This is a genomic window from Brachybacterium sp. FME24, from assembly GCF_014897705.1.
Taxonomy (GTDB): Bacteria; Actinomycetota; Actinomycetes; order Actinomycetales; family Dermabacteraceae; genus Brachybacterium.
Map to the genome: position 1 here is coordinate 75,322 of NZ_JABUXV010000013.1, position 17,239 is coordinate 92,560.

Here is a 17,239-nt window from a genome sequence, read left to right on the forward strand (position 1 = left end):
AGTGGCGACGGGCTTTCGTCATACCGGGGATCGGCCCCGGGAACGCTGCGCGATCAGTTCGCGTGGGCGTCCTCATAGGCCTTGCGGATGGTGCCCGAGATACGGCCACGGTCCGGAACCTCGTAGCCGGCCTCACGGGCCCACTCGCGGATGCGCGCGGAATCGTTCGAACCGCCCGCGCGAGCCCCCGAGGTGCCACGGCTGCGACGGCCACCGACGCGGCGTGCCTTGCGGACCCAGCTGCCGAAGTCCTCACGGAGCTTCTGCGCGTTGTCCTCGGACAGATCGATCTCGTAGGCGACGCCGTCCACGGCGAAGCTCACGGTCTCGACGGCCTTGTCGCCATCGAGATCGTCGACGAGCTCCACATAAGTCTTCCGTGCCATAGGGGTACTCCCTCGCTGGTCTGGGTATTTCACGTGTGCGATGTCGGAGTGGCATCGCAGGCTTCACCTAGTATCAGGTGTGCACGCGAGAATATCAATCAGGAACACACAATCAGTTCCGGACGGTGATCCTATTCATCCGCAGCATGCGCTTCTCGATAATCCTGTTCTGCCTGTCGCTGGGCCTCACGTTCACGTCGATCCGCGCGCAGAATGGCGCGCATCGCGAACCAGAACAGCAGCCCCACTCCGATCGACGGCAGCAGCGATCCTGCCTCGTAGAAGAATCCACTGTCCATGTCAGGCCTCCGGCTTCACGAACGGGAACAGGATGGTCTCCCGGATACCGAGACCGGTCAGCGCCATGAGCAGACGGTCCACGCCCATGCCCATGCCGCCCGTGGGCGGGAGCGCGTACTCCATCGCCTCGAGGAAGTCCTCGTCCAGGCGCATCGCCTCGTCGTCGCCCTGCGCGGCGAGGGCCGCCTGCTGGGCGAAGCGCTCCCGCTGGATCACGGGGTCCACGAGCTCGGAGTAGCCGGTGCCCAGCTCGAAGCCGCGCACGTACAGGTCCCACTTCTCGACCACACCTGGAGTGGAACGATGGGCCCGCACCAGGGGGCTGGTCTCGACCGGGAAGTCACGCACGAAGGTCGGCTCGTAGAGGTGATCGCCCACCTGGTGCTCGAACAGCTCCTCGATGAGCTTGCCGTGCCCGAATCGAGGGTGATCCAGATCCAGGTCCAGGGAGCGCGCGATCTCCCGCAGGCGCTCCGGGGTGGTCTCCGGGGTGATCTCCTCACCGAGCGCCTCGGAGAGGGAGCCGTAGACGGTGATCTGCGCCCACTCGCCGGAGAAGTCATATTCCGTCCCGTCGGCGAGAGTGACGATCTGAGATCCGGTGGCGTGTTCTGCGGCTTCCTGCACGAGAGCCTGGGTGAGATCTCCGATCGTGTCGTAATCCCCGTACGCCTGATACGCCTCGAGCATCGCGAACTCGGGCGAATGAGTGGAGTCGGCACCTTCGTTGCGGAAGTTCCGGTTGATCTCGAAGACCCGCTCGAGACCGCCCACGGCCGCCCGCTTCATGTACAGCTCGGGCGCGATCCGCAGATATACATCGAGGTCGAACGCATTCATATGGGTGACGAACGGGCGCGCCGCGGCGCCCGAAGGGATCACCTGCAGCATCGGAGTCTCGATCTCGAGAAAGTCCCGTTCGTGGAATGAGGCACGCAGGGCATGCATCACAGCGGCTCGCTGACGCACACTGTCCCGGGCCTGCTGACGCACGATCAGATCGACATATCGACGACGGACCCGCGACTCCTCGGACAGCTCCGCGTGGAGCACCGGCAGCGGGCGCACGGCCTTCGCGGCCATCTGCCAGATGGACGCGAACACGCTGAGCTCTCCGCGGCGGGAGGCGCCGACCCGGCCCTGGAAGAAGACGTGGTCGCCGAGGTCGACGTCGGCCTTCAGGTCGCTCAGGCGCTGCTCGCCGATCTCCGCGAGGGAGGCCATGATCTGGAGGCGCTGGCCGGCACCGTCCTGGATGGTGATGAAGGCGAGCTTGCCGGTGTTGCGCTGGAATACGACACGACCTGCCACACCGACGACGTCCGCGGTCTCCTGGCCTGCCTCGAGATGGCCATAGGTCGAGCGCACCGCAGCGATGGAGGTGGTCACCGGGACCGAGACCGGATAGGCCTCCTCCCCGCGTTCGAGCAGTCGCTCCCGCTTGGACTTGCGGACCGCGACCTGGTCGGAGGCGTCCGTCGGGTCGAAGGCAGGTTCGTTCTCACTCATGGGTGCATTCTCGCATCACTGCCCAGCAAATCGTCCGTCCCCTCAGGGGGCTGTCGCCACCACCACAGCTGCGTCCAGCAGACGGGTGCCCTCGACGCGACCGGCGAGGGCCACGAGCACCTCGCCGCGATGGTCCGGCCCGATCTCCTCGAGCGTGGTCGGATCCAGGGCCAGCGCGTAGGACCACTCGATCTCGGCGCGGGTGAGGGCGTCCGTGAGGGCTGCCTGGATCGCCCCGCGCGAGGGTGCCGCCGCCTCGACCGCGGCGAGGGTGCGGGACAGGGCCAGCGCCTGCTCGCGGCCCGAGTCGGTGAGATACGCATTGCGACTGGATCGAGCCAGCCCCGTGGGCTCGCGCTGGATCTCGACGGGCTCGATCCGAACCGGGAGGTCGAGGTCCGAGACCAGGCTCTGGATGATCGCGAGCTGCTGGGCGTCCTTGCGCCCGAACACCGTCAGATGAGGGTCGGTCAGCTGCAGCAGCTTGGTGACCACCGTGACCACACCGTCGAAGTGCCCGGGACGGTCCGCCCCTTCGAGGATCGTGCCCGCGCGGCCTGCGGTCACGGAGACCGTCGGGGGGAGCACGGGGTACATCTGCGCCGTCGACGGGGCGAAGACGAGGTCCACGTGACCGTCCACGAGGGCGAGATCCTCCTCCAGCACCCGTGGGTAGGCCTCGAAGTCCTCGCCGGGCCCGAACTGCAGGGGATTGACGAAGACCGACAGGATCACGTGGTCGGCGAGTTCGCGGGCGCGGGCGATCAGGGTCAGGTGCCCTTCGTGCAGGGCGCCCATCGTGAACACCGCCGCGACGGTGCCGACCATCTCGGCCCGGCGCGCCCGCAGCTGCGCCTTGGTGGTCACCAGCGTGGTGCGTCCCTGTGCACCGTGCTCACCGGCGACGGCCAGGGCGGGGTCGGTCCCACGATCGTGGTTCTGGGTCATGCGTCCTCCGTCGTCGGGCGGTCCTCGAGCAGGTCTCGGATCTGTGCCCGGGTGCTCTCGGGGAGTGTGGCACGGGACAGGGCGGCCAGGGCCAGCGCGCGGTAGGTGTCGCCGGTATCGCCCCGCTCCCCCGCGACCCCGGTCAGGTCGAGGTCGTCGAGCGCCTCCAGGTGCGCGGTCACAGTCCCGGCGTCCCCCCTCATCACCGGGCCGGTCAGGGCCTTCGACCCGTGGCGCAGGGACTCCTCGAGCGCCGCCTCCAGCAGGGGGCGGAGGTAGGCGCCGGGATCGTCGATGCCGAGGCGGCCGAGCGCCTCGCGGGCCTGGTCGACGAGCACCACGAGGTGGTTCGCCGCGTGGGCGAGGGAGGCGTGGTAGAGCGGCCTGTCCCCCTCGGCGAGTACGACGGCCTCTCCTCCGAGCTCGACCACGAGCGCTCCGGCGACCGGCAGGAACGTCGGCGCTGCGGTGATCGCCATCGGGCAGCCGATCAGCCGGGACAGGTCCGCGCGGGTGCCGGTGAACGTCATGGCGGGGTGGATGGCGAGGGTCGCGCTCCCGGAGTCGGCCAGCGGCGCGAGCACCTCCGTGCCGAAGCGACCCGAGGTGTGGACGACGAGCTGGCCACCCGGGGCGAGCCCGGTGGAGGCGATGCCGGCCGCGAGAGGGCCCAGCTGGTCATCGGGGACGGCGAGCAGCAGCATCTCGCTGCGCTCCACGATCGCGGGGAGGTCCAGGAGGGGAACGCCGGGCAGCAGCTCCTCGGCGCGCTCGCGGGAGGCGTCGGAGACCGCGTAGGCGCCGGTGATGGCATGCCCCTGAGCACGCAGGGCGGCGCCGAGGACGGCGCCCACCCGCCCGGCGCCGATCACGCCGATGCCGAGCCGGGGCGGGGTCATCGAACCTCCTGGGAGTCGGCTCCCGTGGAGTTCGTCGTCTCGCTGCCGAGGAGCCGCAGCGCGGGCTGCGGCCAGTGCTCGCGGTCCTGGTAGCGGCGCAGTCGACGGGCGTCCCGTGCGAGCACTCCGTGCAGAGCGAGCGCGTCTTCGCGGGCGAGGCTCCCCAACGCCAAGGTGTACCCGGCGATCCCGACTTTCAGGTCGAGCACGCCGAGCTTGCGACCGAAGGGATCGTCCTCGAGCGTGAGCTCCTGGATCCGTTCACGGGGCACGATCTGCACAGTCCTGCTGACGATGCCGCTGCGGTGGATCAGAGCGCCGGGCAGCAGCACGGTCACCTGGGTGCGGCGTGCGATCCACCAGGCCCTGATCGGGGTCCTGACCCCGGTGATCTCCCGGGCCGGCGCCGTGAGGAGATGCTCGAGGGTTGCGAGATCGTCGGCCGTGCCCAGCGGCGCGGCGAGGTGACCGAGCGTCGACCACAGCTCCTCGCGGGTGCCGACCGGCAGGGCGCTCTGGGCCCCGTTCTCGCTGTCGTCATCGATGCCGGCGACGGTCACCGAGACCGCCGTCCAGTCGGGCGTGCGCCACAGCAGGGGGCGGCGCAGTTCGAAGCGCTGGATGCGCCCGGAGGCGATGTTGTCGGTGCGGGTGTTCGCCAGCCCGCGGCGCATCCGCAGCCCCCTGTCGGTGATGCGCGAGATGAACCCCCACCCGGACTCGATACGCCCGAACACATACTTCGGAACGGCGATCGCCGTGGGCAGCAGAGCGATGATGACGGCGAAGGAGAGTCCGTCCTGCCAGATCGCGAGGATGATCGCGACCGCGACGCCGACGATGCTCACGACGATCCCGAGCAGGAAGCCGACGTCGCGCAGCAGCGAGCGCACGAGGCGCTCCGTGGGGATCTTCGCGATCAGCTCGCCATCGGTGACACCGTCGTAGAGGACCTCCTGGAGGGTTCCTCCGCTCGTGCTGGTCGCGGTGTTCCCCGCACCGTCCGAGCTCGCCGCGCCGGTGGCGCCTCGCGCGGTGTCGACGGATTCGTCGACGTCCGCCTCCTGGGCGCGGTCTCCTGCGCCTACAGCACCAGCACCTCCGGCGACGGCCGTGCTGGTCGACGTGGCGACTCCGAGGATCCGTCGGCGCAGGTCCTCGGCGTCGGCGGATTTCACGTACTCGATGTCGAGGTAGGACTCGCCGCCCCCGGCGACTTCGACCCGCACCTTTGCCAGTCCCAGGATCCGCGCGAGCAATGGGCGTTCGACCGAGACGGATTCGATGCGGGCGCGCGGGGCGTACTCGCGGGACTTGCTGATGACCCCCATGTGCAGGGACACCCCGTCCTCGTCGACCATGTAGGTGGTGAACCACCAGACCAGCGCGGAGAAGGCGATCGCCACCACGATCGCGGCCACCAGCACACCGGCGCCGATGAGGGCGCGGGTCACCGTGAAGTCGTCGATCAGTCGGGCGATGTTCTGCGCAGAGATCACCGCGACGACGCCGATCACGATCTTCCACCCGGTCACCAGCGGGGTGATGGGGTGCGTGCGACGGCGCTGCTCGGACGGGGCGACCGAGCCCGTTTCCGCGGGCGAGGCGTCGGCGTCAGGCACCGCGGGCGAGGGGGCGGGACCGAGCGCCTGCGACGTCGCATCGACGTCCGGCGCCGTCTCGGGGCGCTGCTCCGGCGTGCTCATAGGGCGGCCATGGTCGAGATGCCGCGGTCGGTCAGCAGTGCACGCAGCCGCTCCGCTTCCTGTTTGGGCAGGCCCGGCAGCACGACGGTGGATCCGTCGGCGGCGGTGCTCACCGTGAGCTTGGCGAGTCCGTAGCGGCGGTCCACGGGGCCCTCGTCGATCTTCACGGACTGCACGCGGCCGTACGGGATCGTGTGGACCGAGCGGAACATGATGCCGCTGGCGATCGTGAGGTCCTCCTCGGCATCGAGGTAGCCGATCGCGCGCACCCGGCGCGGGGTGAAGGCGAGGCTCTGCAGCAGGATGAGCAGCGGCAGCACGCCGATCGCCGCCATCCACCACCAACCGGTCAGCACGGCCACGACGATCGCACCGGCGATCATCAGCACCCAGATGACATAGGCGACGATGCTCGCCACGTAGCGCGCTCGGATCAGCGTCGCGGAGACAGGGCGCAGCGCGTCGGCGCCGAGGAGTCCGTCCCGGTCGTCGTGGAGCGTGGATCCGGTGGGTTCGATGTGCGCCGCCGTCGCGGAGCGCTCAGCGGGATCAGGATCGGATGTCATGGTCACCATCGTGTCACCTCGACGGCCCGACGCGCTCCGACGAGAGTGGGCGGCGCCAGCGCCGAAAGTCGGGCACCCCGGGCGCGGATCGAGATCTGCTCTCCGTGCGCCCTCTCCGCGCCTGCTCCCGGGGCACAGATTCCCTATCGGGTCTCAGGGCCCCGAGTGTCCTGGCTCGGCGCCTTCGGTCGCGCCGTCGCCATCGTCCGGGGGCAGCTGGCCCCAGCGTTCGACGAGCACGCCGAGCACGCCGAGCACGATCCCGGCCAGCGCCGCCGCGCCCGTGGGCAGGATCCCGCGGAGGGGGTCCCCGGTTCCCGAGAGGATCAGGAACAGTGTCTGACCCAGGAAGATTCCACCCACCACGGCGCCGGTGTAGGCGCAGGCCCGGGCCAGCAGCACCGTGCGGAACGCCGTGGGCAGGTCGATCTGGTGCCGTCGCGGGGCGAGGCTCGGATGGACCCGGCGTTCCTCGGACTCGTTCATGTATCGGCGCAGCGAGAGCCCATAGGTCAGCAGCACCGCTGCCAGGACCAGCAGCACCACCGTGGTGAGCCAGCCGGCGATCGGCAGGGAGTGACCGCGGGCGGCAAGCGTCTCCAGCATCTGCGCCCCGAACCCTGCACCGACCACGAGGATCAGCAGCAGGACCGGCAGATTGAGCGGTTTCACGGGCGATCGAATCCCGGGATGCTCGGTCCTGACCGCAGACCGTCACGATCCTCGGCGCCACCCAGCAGCGCGGCGATGGGGCCGTGACCGGGAAGTTCTGCGCCGGGACGGGCCGCGTGCCACGGACCGAGCACGAAGGCGCGCTCGTGGGCGCGCGGGTGCGGGAGAGTGAGCTCCTCGTCCTCGCTCGTGTACCGGCCGTAGGTGATGAGGTCGACGTCGAGGGTGCGCGGGCCCCAGCGGACCACTCGCTCGCGTCGGGCGTCACGCTCGGCGCGGCGTGCGACCTCGAGCAGGTCGAAGGGCCCCAGGACGGTGGCCACCTCGACCACGGAGTTCAGGAAGGCCTCCTGACCTCCCGGGCCGCCGATCGGAGCGGTCTCCAGGACCGGGCCGGTCCATTCCACCTCGACCCCCTCGGTCCGCGCGAGCTGGTCGAGGGCGCGCGCGAGGTGCGCCTCCCGATCGCCGAGGTTCGTCCCCAGGGCGAGGACGGCCCGCACGGGGGGTGCGTCGCGTTCGATGCTGATCACGACGTCCGCCACGGGCAGGCCGACCGGCGCCGAGGGCTTGTGCACCCTCACGCCGATCCGGCGCACCAGCGGATATCCGACGTCCTCGAGGATGCGGCGCGCGATCTGCTCGGCCAGCGCCTCCACCAGATCGTGGGCACCGGTGCCGATCTCCTCGTGCACCGCCGCGGCGACCACGGCGTAGTTCACGGTGCGCGAGAGGGCATCGGTGCGCCCGGCCGGCGCGGTCGACAGATGCAGCGTCACGTCGACGAGGAACTGCTGACCGAGCTCCTTCTCCTGGGTGAGCACTCCATGGCGCCCCCAGGCACGGATCCCGGCGACCTCGATGCGGTCCAGCCGCCCGATCGGGCGGAGGACGGCGTCAGCGGGGTCGAGGTGTCGCGGTGCGGCGTCGGGGGTGGTCATCGGCGAGCATTCCCCCGCAGGCGGTCCCCGACGCGCACGGCGGCGAGGGAGGAGGGGACATCGTGCACCCGCACGGCCCAGGCGCCGTGCTCGGCGCTGTACGCGCTGATGGCGGCCGTGGCGGCGTCGCGATCGACCCCCAGGGAGCTGACGAACCGCTTGCGGGAGGCCCCGATGAGGATCGGCAGCCCGTGGGAGGCGATCCCCTCCCAGTCCGCGAGCACGTCCCAGTTCTGCTCTCCGGTCTTGGAGAAGCCGAGACCGGGGTCTGCCACCAGGAAACGGTCCTCGACCCCGGCCTCGCGCAGCGCGGTCAGCCGGTCCTCGAGCTCCGTCGCGCTGTCGCGCGCGGCGTCCTCGTAGACCGCCAGCTCGTTCATGACGTCGCTGTGTCCGCGCCAGTGCATGGCGATGAACACCGGCGGGGTGCCCAGGCGGGTCCGCAGTCGTGCGGCCTCGCCGCCCATGTCGATATCCGCGCGACCGGCGGAGACATCGTTGACGATCAGGGCGCCGGCCGCGACGCTGGCGACCGCCACCGAGGACCTCATGGTGTCCACGCTGATCACGACGCCCTCGGCGGCGAGGGCTTCTATCACGGGGATCACCCGCCGCAGCTCTTCGTCCTCGTCGACCCGGGGTGCGCCGGGGCGAGTGGACTCCCCGCCGACGTCGACGATCGCGGCTCCCTGCTGGGAGAGCAGACGGCCGTGCGCGACGGCATCCGCGGTGTCGAAGTGCTCACCACCGTCGGAGAACGAGTCGGGGGTGACGTTCAGGACGCCGATCACCAAGGTGCCCTCCCCGGCGAGACGCTCGGGGAGTCCGTCCGGGCGGGGCCGCGTCGTGATGCTCACGTGCTCACGCCCGGTGGATGAGGCTCATGGCCTCGGCCCGGGTGGTCGAGCTCTCGCGCAGCATGCCGCGCACGGCGCTGGTGACGGTTCGAGCGCCCTCGGCGCGCACCCCGCGCATGGACATGCACATGTGCTCAGCCTCGATCACGACGATCGCCCCGGCGGCGCCGAGCTCGCTCATCAGCGCGTCGGCGATCTCGAAGGTGAGTCGCTCCTGCACCTGCGGTCGACGGGCGTACACGTTCACCAATCGCGCCAGCTTGCTGAGTCCGGTCACGGCACCGCCGTTGGGGATGTACCCCACGTGGGCGACGCCGACGAACGGCAGCAGGTGGTGCTCGCACATCGAGTGGACCCTGATGTCGCGCACCAGGACCAGCTCCTGATGGTCGATGTCGAACGTGGTCGACAGCGGCTCGCGTGCATCCTGTCCGAGTCCTTCGAAGACTTCGTCGTACATGCGCGCGACCCGGGCGGGGGTCTCCTGCAGCCCGTCCCGGTCGGGGTCCTCGCCGATCCCGGCGAGGATCTCCCGGACCGCGGCCTCGACCCGCGCGTGATCGACCGTCATGTCAGCGGCCCGTCCCGTCGTCGTGCGGGGAGCTGTCGTGGCCGGGGTAGCCGTAGCCGTCGTTCCCGCTCTGGCTGTCGGTCGAGCCGTAGCCGCCGGACCCGTAGTTGCCGGACCCGTAGTTGCCGGGTCCATAGCCGCCGCTGCCGCCCGGGGCGTCGCCGTGCGGCGCTCCCGGGATCGAGGGCCCGTCACCGCCGGGATGCGGGAGCTCCGGGGCGCCGGGGCTGAGCGGCTCCCCCGCATCGGAGGACTCCGCCCCCGTCGCGGTGGTGGTGGCGCCGGCCTGCGGCGCCGCCAGGGAGGGACGCTCATGGCTGGACTGCCACACCTCGCGCAGCGGGCGCTTGGTGACATCGGTGAAGAGAGCGGCGAGCTCGTGCTCGTTCAGGGTCTCCTTCTCGAGCAGCTCCTCCACCAGACGGTCGAGCACGTGGCGGTTCTCCACGATCACGGACCAGGCCTCGTCCAGGGCGGTGTCCAGAAGGACGCGCACCTCCTGGTCGATGATGCTCGCGGTCTCGGCGCTGAAGCGGGGGGCCTGCCCCTGCTGCATGCCCACGAACACTTCGTCCTGCTCGCCGGCGAGGGCGACCTGGCCCACGGCCCCGCTCATGCCGAGCTGCATGACCATGGTGCGCGCGATCTTGGTGGCGTTCTGCAGATCGGAGCTGGGGCCGGTGGTGACGTCGTGGAAGATGCTCTCCTCCACGGCGTATCCACCCATCGCGTAGGCGAGTCGGTCCAGCAGCTCGTTGCGCGACTGGTAGTTGCGGTCCTGGGTGGGGACGACCATCGTGTACCCGCCCGCACGGCCGCGCGGCAGGATCGTCACCTTCGTGACCGGCGCCGAGTTGTTCATCGCCGCGGCCACCAGGGCGTGGCCGCCCTCGTGGTACGCCGTCATCTGGCGCTCGCGGTCGGTCATCACCTTCGAATAGCGCTGCGGGCCCATCGAGACGCGGTCGACCGCCTCGTCCAGGGCCCGGTTGTCGATGATCTGGTTGCCGCTGCGGGCGGTCAGCAGGGCCGCCTCGTTGAGCACGTTGGCGAGGTCCGCACCGGACATGCCGATGGTGCGCTTGGCGACGGCCTCGAGGTCGACGTCATGGGCCAGCGGCTTGCCCTTGGCGTGGACGCCGAGGATGTGCAGGCGTCCCTTGAGATCCGGGGCCTCGACCCCGATCTGGCGGTCGAAGCGACCTGGGCGCAGCAGGGCCGGGTCCAGGATGTCCACGCGGTTCGTCGCGGCGATGAGGATGACGTTCTGGTTCTCCTCGAACCCGTCCATCTCCACCAGCATCTGGTTCAGGGTCTGCTCGCGCTCATCGTGACCGCCGCCCATGCCTGCACCGCGGTGGCGGCCCACGGCGTCGATCTCATCGATGAAGATGATCGCCGGAGCGTTCTCCTTCGCGGTGGAGAACAGATCGCGCACGCGGCTCGCACCGACGCCCACGAACATCTCCACGAAGTCCGAACCGGAGATCGAGTAGAAGGGCACGTTGGCCTCGCCGGCCACCGCGCGGGCGAGCAGGGTCTTGCCGGTGCCGGGAGGCCCGTACAGCAGCACGCCCTTGGGGATCTTCGCGCCGACGGCCTGGTACCGCTCGGGGGCGATCAGGAACTGCTTGATCTCGTCGAGCTCCTCGACGGCCTCCTCGGCGCCGGCGACGTCGGCGAAGGTGACCTTCGGCTGCTCCTTGTTGAACAGCTTGGCCTTGGACTTGCCGAACTGCATGGCCTTGCCGCCGCCACCCTGCGCGTTCATGATGAGGAACCAGAACAGGCCGATGAAGATCAGCAGCGGCAGGAACGACAGCAGCAGCGTCGACCACCAGGAGCTGGAGGCGATCTCGTCGGTGTATCCCTTCTCGGGCGCGGCCTCCTCGACGGCTGTGACCACGTCCGCACCGCGGGCGTCGACGTAGGAGAAGCGCACCTGCGTGCCCTTGTCCTCCTCGCCGTCGACGAAGTCCTCGGTCAGCACCAGGTCGACCCGCTGCTGGTTGCCGTCGATGATCTTGGCCTGCTCGACGGTGCCGCCCTCGAGCAGCTCGAGACCCTGCTGGGTGTCGATCTGCTGGTAGCCGTCGCGCCCGAACAGGGAGAACAGCGCCATGCCCAGGAGCAGGGCGACGAGGATCCAGATCGCGACCCCGGCGAGCGGCCGGCGCTTCTTGCTGGAGTTCTTGTTCTTGTTCTTGCTCTTGTTCTTGGGGGAGGAATCCGCCATGTTCAGACCTCGTAGACCGAGCGCTTGAGAACGCCCACGTAAGGGAGGTTCCGGTAGTCCTCCGAGTAGTCGAGTCCGTAGCCGATCACGAACTCGTTGGGGATCTCGAAACCGATGTATTTGACGTCGATCTCCACCCGCGCGGCCTCGGGCTTGCGCAGCAGGGTGCAGATCTCGACGCTCTTGGGCCCGCGCGAGCGCAGGTTGGACAGCAGCCACTTCAAGGTCAGGCCCGAGTCGATGATGTCTTCGACGACGAGCACATTGCGCCCGGAGATATCGGCGGAGAGGTCCTTGAGGATCCGCACGACGCCGGAGGACTTGGTGCCTGAACCGTAGGAGGAGACGGCCATCCAGTCCATCTCGACCTTGAGGTCGATCGAGCGCGCGAGGTCTGCCATCACCATCACCGCGCCCTTGAGCACGCCCACCAGGATCGGTGGCTCGTCGGCGTAGTCCGCGGCGATCTGCTCACCGATCTCGGTGATGCGCTCGCGGATCTGCTGCTCATCCAGCAGCACGCGTTCGACATCGGGGTGGGGGTGCGTCTGGGGCACGCGGATCTCCTCCAGGGAACGTGATGGGAGTGCGTCCGCCGCGGCTCACGGATCCGTACGGCGCCACACCAACAGGCCGTCGCGGCGAGCGACCTCGATCCTACCCGGAACGGGTACCGAAGCCTGACCGTGCCATGAGACGACCAGGGCGTCGATCGCCAGGACCTGACGGCGCAGCAGGGACTTCGTCGATCCGGGGCCGTTCGGGACCCTGACTGCGCTCTCGGCGGAACGTGAGGCATCGCGCAGTACACGGGTCCGCAGGGGCGCCGCCGTGGCCGCGAGTGCATGCACGTCCAGCAGCAGCAGGTCCCCCTCTTCGCGACTTTCCCCCCCGTCGCGGCGCAGGGCCTCGAGCACCGCGCGGGCCTCGGTGTCGAGGTGGTCGGAGTCCGGGCGCACGAGGTCGGCGGTGCGGGCGAGGTTCTCGTCGATCTGCTCGCCCAGCACCTCTCGCAGCAGGGGCAGCGCCCGGTGGCGCACCCGGGCACGCAGCATCGATTCGTCCGCATTCATCGGGTCTTCCCACCACTGGAGGTCGTGGAGGCGGCAGATCTCTTCGGTGTCTGCGCGACGCAGCGCAGTGGTCTCATCGCGGCCGGTGCCCAGGAAGGGGCGCAGGAGGGCACCCCGAGAACGCGGGATCCCGGCCAGAGCGCGCGGTCCGGCACCCCGTGCGAGCGCCATCAGAACTTGCTCCGCCTGGTCATCGAGGGTGTGTCCCATCAACAGCGCGAGAGCGCCGCGATCGGTCAGCAGGTGGTCCAGGGCACGATGGCGGGCCGCGCGAGCGGCGTTCTCCACTCCCCCGGCCGCGTCGATCTCGACGCGGGCGCGCACCACGTGCGCGGTGGCCCCGAGCCGCTCCGCCTGGGCGGCGGCGCGCTCGGCGACGCCGTCGGAGCCCTCCTGCAAGCCGTGGTCGACGATCGCCGCTTCGGTCTGCAACCCCATGCGTGACCCCACCCACACGGTGGTCGCCAGCAGCGCCAGGGAATCCGCGCCCCCGCTGAGCCCGACGAGCAATCGAGGCGAGAGGCGCCCGGCGGCGGTGTCGTCGGCCAGGTCCTCGAGGCGCGCGGTGAGAGCGGCGCGCATCGCCGTCCGGGCGCGGGCGACGACACGCGGGGGGCCGGCCATCACTGGTCCTGCACCATCTCGACAGCGACCGCGTCGACCGCAGCGCGCGCGGCATCGGCGTCGGCTCCGTCGAAACCGTGCACCACGATCGAGTAGCCGGCCGTGCGGCCGTCGGCCAGGACCACGACGCCCGCGAGAGTGGCGGCGCCTCCGAGGTAACCGGTCTTCCCGCGCACCAGCCCGCGAGCATCCGCGGAGTCACCGGCTTCGAAGCGCTCACCCAGAGTCCCGGTCAAACCTGCGACCGGCACGTCGAACAGGATCTGCTGCAGCGCGGGGGTCGCCCCGGAGGAGACCTCGGCGAGCACCGCGGCCAGCAGCGCGGGAGGGACCCGGTTCTCGCGCGAGAGGCCGGAGCCGTCGCGGATGTCGAGCGCCTCGAGATCGGTCTCGGACACGCCGATCTCGGTGGCGAGCTCCCTGATCTCGGCTTCGACGGCGGCCGCGGCCGCCTCGGGAGTGGTCTCCTCCCCGCGCGCATCGGCCACCAGGTGGGCGAGCAGTTCGGCGGTGGTGTTGTCGGAGATCAGCAAGGTATGGCGCACGATCTCGGAGAGGGGCTCGGAGTGCACCTGTGCCGAGGGCGCGCCGGCGGGGGCCTGAGCCGGGGTGATCTCACCGGTCACCTCCAGGCCCTCGTCCGCCAGCAGCTCGGCGAATCGGCGGGCGGCGTCACCGGCCGGGTCGGAGGACTTCGGTCCGTACTGCTCACCGTCGAGCCATCCCTCCTCCAGTGCGAGCGAGGCCGTGGGGGCCACCCAGCCGCCGGCGGTGCCGTTGTTCCCCCAGGCAGGGTTCTGACCCCCCGCGAGGTAGGAGTCGTCCAGCGCCACGGCGACCTCGGCGGAACCCTGCTCTCGCGCGAGATCCGCGGTCAGGCCGGCGAGCTCCCCCAGGTCCTCGTCGCTGAGAGTCATGTCACCGCCCCCCTGCAGGGTCACCACGCCGTCCACCACGGTGGCGCGAGTGGTGAGCACCTCGTCCCCCGAATACAGACGCAGCACCGCGGCAGCGGTCAGGAGCTTGAGGGTCGAGGCCGGGACGCGGGCGGTGTCGGCGTCCCGCTCAGCGATGATCTGCCCGGTTTCGGCGTCGACCACGCTGAAGGCCAGGCCACCGTCGACGACGGGCAGGGCTGCCGGTGCGGACATCCGTTCTGCCAGGTCAGCGCTCGCATCCGGGTCCGGAGAGGGGGCGACTTCGGCGTCCGGCACCGCCGCCGAGACCCGCTCCCATCCCTCGGCCTGGGCCTGCGGGCCCGCCTCGGGCCCCTCGGTCGAGGACTGCACCGTCAGCACGCCCGGGAAGGCGTCGGTCAGATCGCCGAGCAGGTAGAAGCTCGCAGGGACCGCCGCACACAGAACTATGGCGCTCACACGCCAGACTCGCTCGGATGCTCTTCCCACCATGGGCACCACGATATGGTGTCCCGGTCAGAACCAGTGCCCACAGGGCCGGAGCAACGGAGCGGCTGTCGTGGAATTCGACGTGACCATCGAGATCCCTCGCGGGAACCGGAACAAGTACGAGGTGGACCACCACAATGGGCGGATCCGCCTGGATCGGATGCTGTTCACCGCCACCCGCTACCCCGACGACTACGGGTTCATCGAGGGGACCCTCGGCGAGGACGACGACCCCCTGGACTGTCTGGTCCTGCTCGAGGAACCGACGTTCCCGGGGTGCCTGATCCGCTGCCGCGCGCTGGGCATGTTCCGCATGCGCGACGAGGCCGGGGGCGACGACAAGATCATCGCGGTCCCTGTCGGGGACCGTCGTCAGGTGCGACGACAGGAGCTCACCGACGTCTCGGAGTTCCACCGCCTGGAGATCCAGCACTTCTTCGAGGTCTACAAGGATCTCGAGCCGGGAAAGAGCGTCGAGGGCGCCCACTGGGAGGGGCGGTCCGACGCCGAGGCGGAGATCCGCCAGTCCTACGCCCGCGCGGTCGGTACCGAGCACGCCAACGACTTCACGCAGGACGTGTGATCCCGCGGCGGACCGCCTGAGCGGTCCGCGCCCCGTGGGACGACGAGAGGGCCGACCCCGCCGGGTCGGCCCTCTCGTCGCGTTCTCGTCGCGTTCGGAGCTCAGCTCAGCGATCGAGGTGCGGGCGCGCGGGCGCGAGCTCCCCATCGATGGTGGGGGCCTGGGAGAAGATCTCCAGCAGTGCCTCCACGACCGACTTCGAGACCGCGCGGGCGCCGAAGCCGCCGATGAAGGCTCCGACGCCGAAGGGCAGGAGCCGACCGAGCCACAGCTTGCTGGTGCGGGCGATGACGCGGCGGCGCACGTAGCGGGTGACCTGCTTGCTCACCAGGCCCGGCAGGAATCCACTGCCGCCGCCGAGCACTGCATTCCACTGCAGCCCCTGCTTGCCCATGGCCTTGGCGATGATCTCCGTGCCGCGCTCACCGCTGAGGACTCCCATGAGCACCAGGCGCCGGGTGCTCCCGTCGGACATGTCCACGTCGTAGATGTCCGCGGCCGCCAGGGTCAGGAAGGCGCAGGACTCCGCGAAGGACACGCCTTCGCCGACGGTCAGACCGAGAGCCACGGCGGTGCCGACCCCGGGGAGGGCGGCGACGCCGCCGATCCCGGCACCGGTCGCGGTCATCAGGCCGGTGAAACGGCCCGTGACCTTCTCCAGCAGCTGGCGCTGGGTCGCCTCCGGGTGCTTGGCGCGAAGGCGCTCCACATAGGAGTGCGCCAGCGGCGTCTGTATCTTCAGCGCGGCATCGATCACAGAGAGCCAGCGCTCATCGAGCTCTTCGCGGAACTCACCGCTGTCATCCTGCTCGGTCTCGGGGGTGTTCTGATCGCTCGTGCTCACCATCGGCTCCGTTCTGTCTCGGGTCGTGAACAGGGCCAAACTACCGTCCCTGTCTGGAGGGGCGCCGACCACAGCCCGTGAACGGCGACCGTCGCCGCGCAGGAACGCCCAGGCTGCACCTGGGCTGCGCCGGGGCCGACCTGCCCGCTCCCGCGCAGCAGGGATCACCCGGCGATGATCTCACCCTCGCCCAAGGTGGCGATCTCCCCGCTCAGACCGAGCCGTCGCACGGCCTCGCTCAGATCCGAGTAGTGGACGGTGTAGCCGCCCTCGATGAACGAGCGCGGCACCATCAGGTCGTGGCACAGGGTCCCGTCCAGGTGGTCGGTCTCGTGCTGCAGGATCCGTGCGGGCCAGCCCACGTGCTCCTCGTCGACCTCGCGCAGCTCACCACCGGGCAGCAGCTCGGTCGCCCGCAGTCGCACACGCCGCGAACGGGGCACGATCGACTGCCATCCATCGACCGACAGGCATCCCTCCCAGGCGTAGACACGCTGGGTTCCCAGCAGCTCGATCTGCGAGTCCATCAGGGCACGCAAGGGGACCGGGCTGCGCTCGAGGAGGTCGTCGTCGCCGTCGTCGTCCCCGTCCTCGCCTGCGTCCTCGCTGGTCGGTTCGTCCGGCTGCGGATCCGGTTCGCTCCCGGCACGGTCCTCGATCACGTACAGCGACAGGGGCAGTCCGATCTGCGGTGCAGCCAGGCCGACGCCCGGTGCGTCGCGCATCGTGAGTGTCATGGCGTCGACCAGCTCCAGCAGCAGCTCTGTCCGGAGGCGGCCATGGGCCGAGACTGCTGTCCGCCGCAGGGCAGGGTGGCCTGACTGCACGATCCGCAGGGGATCGCCCTCCTTCGCACGGCGGTCGAGGATCTTCCGGGTCAGTTCATTGGTGTCCACGCCCCCAGTATCCCGCAGCCGCCCGGGGCGCACCCTCTGGCTGCCGTTGCCGCGACGTCGGCGGCGATCACGGGGCCTGCGGCACCGGAGGGACACCACCAGGAACGCGACCAGGGACACGACCAGGGACAGGGTTTTCCTGTTCGATGAGACCTGGGATACACTCGCCCGAACCGGTGCAAGGGAGCACCTCTTCGCGAGAGCGACCGAGACCGGTGAACT

General features: G+C 70.0%; 18 protein-coding genes. 1 reads left to right on the forward strand and 17 read right to left on the reverse strand.

Going from position 1 to position 17,239, the window contains the following annotated elements:
- Positions 1 to 53 precede the first annotated feature (53 nt).
- The 15 genes from INT51_RS15410 to INT51_RS15480 form a co-directional block, all read right to left on the reverse strand.
- The gene (locus tag INT51_RS15410; RefSeq protein WP_193106221.1) at positions 54 to 386 is read right to left on the reverse strand and encodes an Lsr2 family protein; all 333 of its coding nucleotides are present in this window, start codon (positions 384 to 386) and stop codon (positions 54 to 56) included.
- Between the two features lie 131 nt (positions 387 to 517).
- On the reverse strand, positions 518 to 685 hold the full coding sequence (locus tag INT51_RS15415) for a hypothetical protein (RefSeq protein ID WP_193106222.1): 168 nt from the start codon (positions 683 to 685) through the stop codon (positions 518 to 520).
- 1 nt (position 686) lies between these two features.
- Positions 687 to 2,195, reverse strand: coding sequence for a lysine--tRNA ligase (gene lysS / locus INT51_RS15420; RefSeq protein WP_193106223.1), 1,509 nt, complete (start codon positions 2,193 to 2,195; stop codon positions 687 to 689).
- Positions 2,196 to 2,237: 42 nt separating this feature from the next.
- The gene (panC, locus tag INT51_RS15425) at positions 2,238 to 3,143 is read right to left on the reverse strand and encodes a pantoate--beta-alanine ligase (RefSeq protein ID WP_193106224.1); all 906 of its coding nucleotides are present in this window, start codon (positions 3,141 to 3,143) and stop codon (positions 2,238 to 2,240) included.
- Complete coding sequence (locus INT51_RS15430) at positions 3,140 to 4,042, reverse strand: Rossmann-like and DUF2520 domain-containing protein (RefSeq protein WP_193106225.1); 903 nt, start codon at positions 4,040 to 4,042, stop codon at positions 3,140 to 3,142. Before INT51_RS15430 ends, panC begins: the two co-directional genes overlap by 4 nt.
- On the reverse strand, positions 4,039 to 5,748 hold the full coding sequence (locus INT51_RS15435; RefSeq protein ID WP_193106226.1) for a PH domain-containing protein: 1,710 nt from the start codon (positions 5,746 to 5,748) through the stop codon (positions 4,039 to 4,041). Before INT51_RS15435 ends, INT51_RS15430 begins: the two co-directional genes overlap by 4 nt.
- Positions 5,745 to 6,314, reverse strand: coding sequence for a PH domain-containing protein (locus INT51_RS15440; RefSeq protein ID WP_193106227.1), 570 nt, complete (start codon positions 6,312 to 6,314; stop codon positions 5,745 to 5,747). Before INT51_RS15440 ends, INT51_RS15435 begins: the two co-directional genes overlap by 4 nt.
- A gap of 153 nt (positions 6,315 to 6,467) precedes the next feature.
- On the reverse strand, positions 6,468 to 6,986 hold the full coding sequence (locus INT51_RS15445) for a DUF3180 domain-containing protein (protein WP_193106228.1): 519 nt from the start codon (positions 6,984 to 6,986) through the stop codon (positions 6,468 to 6,470).
- Entirely contained in the window at positions 6,983 to 7,927 is a 945-nt protein-coding gene (folK, locus tag INT51_RS15450; protein ID WP_193106229.1) for a 2-amino-4-hydroxy-6-hydroxymethyldihydropteridine diphosphokinase, read from the reverse strand. Before folK ends, INT51_RS15445 begins: the two co-directional genes overlap by 4 nt.
- A complete protein-coding gene (gene folP / locus INT51_RS15455) occupies positions 7,924 to 8,778 on the reverse strand; it encodes a dihydropteroate synthase (RefSeq protein ID WP_193106268.1) in 855 nt (284 codons plus the stop codon). The genes folK and folP overlap by 4 nt, the downstream gene beginning before the upstream one ends.
- A 10-nt stretch (positions 8,779 to 8,788) precedes the next feature.
- A complete protein-coding gene (gene folE / locus INT51_RS15460; protein WP_193106230.1) occupies positions 8,789 to 9,355 on the reverse strand; it encodes a GTP cyclohydrolase I FolE in 567 nt (188 codons plus the stop codon).
- Position 9,356: 1 nt separating this feature from the next.
- Positions 9,357 to 11,591 carry an ATP-dependent zinc metalloprotease FtsH gene (ftsH, locus tag INT51_RS15465; protein WP_193106231.1) on the reverse strand — a complete coding sequence of 745 codons (2,235 nt, stop codon included), beginning with the start codon at positions 11,589 to 11,591 and terminating at the stop codon, positions 9,357 to 9,359.
- Between the two features lie 2 nt (positions 11,592 to 11,593).
- Positions 11,594 to 12,148: a hypoxanthine phosphoribosyltransferase gene (gene hpt / locus INT51_RS15470; RefSeq protein ID WP_193106232.1), complete on the reverse strand. Its 555-nt coding sequence runs from the start codon at positions 12,146 to 12,148 to the stop codon at positions 11,594 to 11,596.
- A gap of 45 nt (positions 12,149 to 12,193) precedes the next feature.
- Entirely contained in the window at positions 12,194 to 13,288 is a 1,095-nt protein-coding gene (gene tilS, locus INT51_RS15475) for a tRNA lysidine(34) synthetase TilS (RefSeq protein ID WP_193106233.1), read from the reverse strand.
- On the reverse strand, positions 13,288 to 14,664 hold the full coding sequence (locus INT51_RS15480; protein WP_304502215.1) for a D-alanyl-D-alanine carboxypeptidase/D-alanyl-D-alanine-endopeptidase: 1,377 nt from the start codon (positions 14,662 to 14,664) through the stop codon (positions 13,288 to 13,290). Before INT51_RS15480 ends, tilS begins: the two co-directional genes overlap by 1 nt.
- A gap of 100 nt (positions 14,665 to 14,764) precedes the next feature.
- Between INT51_RS15480 and INT51_RS15485 the strand changes: the two genes are divergently transcribed.
- Positions 14,765 to 15,277, forward strand: a complete 513-nt coding sequence (locus tag INT51_RS15485) for an inorganic diphosphatase (RefSeq protein ID WP_193106235.1) — start codon at positions 14,765 to 14,767, stop codon at positions 15,275 to 15,277.
- A 106-nt stretch (positions 15,278 to 15,383) separates the two neighbouring features.
- On the opposite strand, the gene INT51_RS15490 is transcribed toward INT51_RS15485, so the two are convergent.
- Together INT51_RS15490 and INT51_RS15495 are read right to left on the reverse strand one after the other, a co-directional pair.
- Positions 15,384 to 16,121 (reverse strand): hypothetical protein, encoded by a 738-nt coding sequence (locus INT51_RS15490; RefSeq protein WP_226985771.1) that lies wholly within the window; start codon positions 16,119 to 16,121, stop codon positions 15,384 to 15,386.
- Between the two features lie 164 nt (positions 16,122 to 16,285).
- Positions 16,286 to 17,017 carry a peptide deformylase gene (locus INT51_RS15495; protein WP_193106237.1) on the reverse strand — a complete coding sequence of 244 codons (732 nt, stop codon included), beginning with the start codon at positions 17,015 to 17,017 and terminating at the stop codon, positions 16,286 to 16,288.
- Between the last annotated feature and the right edge of the window lie 222 nt (positions 17,018 to 17,239).

Coding starts and splice junctions, on each gene's coding strand:
- INT51_RS15415 (WP_193106222.1), bottom strand. CDS start 685: ATGGACAGTGGATTCTTCTACGAGGCAGGATCGCTGCTGCCGTCGATC.
- INT51_RS15430 (WP_193106225.1), bottom strand. CDS start 4,042: ATGACCCCGCCCCGGCTCGGCATCGGCGTGATCGGCGCCGGGCGGGTG.
- folE (WP_193106230.1), bottom strand. CDS start 9,355: ATGACGGTCGATCACGCGCGGGTCGAGGCCGCGGTCCGGGAGATCCTC.
- INT51_RS15440 (WP_193106227.1), bottom strand. CDS start 6,314: ATGACATCCGATCCTGATCCCGCTGAGCGCTCCGCGACGGCGGCGCAC.
- ftsH (WP_193106231.1), bottom strand. CDS start 11,591: ATGGCGGATTCCTCCCCCAAGAACAAGAGCAAGAACAAGAACAAGAAC.
- tilS (WP_193106233.1), bottom strand. CDS start 13,288: ATGGCCGGCCCCCCGCGTGTCGTCGCCCGCGCCCGGACGGCGATGCGC.
- panC (WP_193106224.1), bottom strand. CDS start 3,143: ATGACCCAGAACCACGATCGTGGGACCGACCCCGCCCTGGCCGTCGCC.
- INT51_RS15435 (WP_193106226.1), bottom strand. CDS start 5,748: ATGAGCACGCCGGAGCAGCGCCCCGAGACGGCGCCGGACGTCGATGCG.
- lysS (WP_193106223.1), bottom strand. CDS start 2,195: ATGAGTGAGAACGAACCTGCCTTCGACCCGACGGACGCCTCCGACCAG.
- folK (WP_193106229.1), bottom strand. CDS start 7,927: ATGACCACCCCCGACGCCGCACCGCGACACCTCGACCCCGCTGACGCC.
- INT51_RS15410 (WP_193106221.1), bottom strand. CDS start 386: ATGGCACGGAAGACTTATGTGGAGCTCGTCGACGATCTCGATGGCGAC.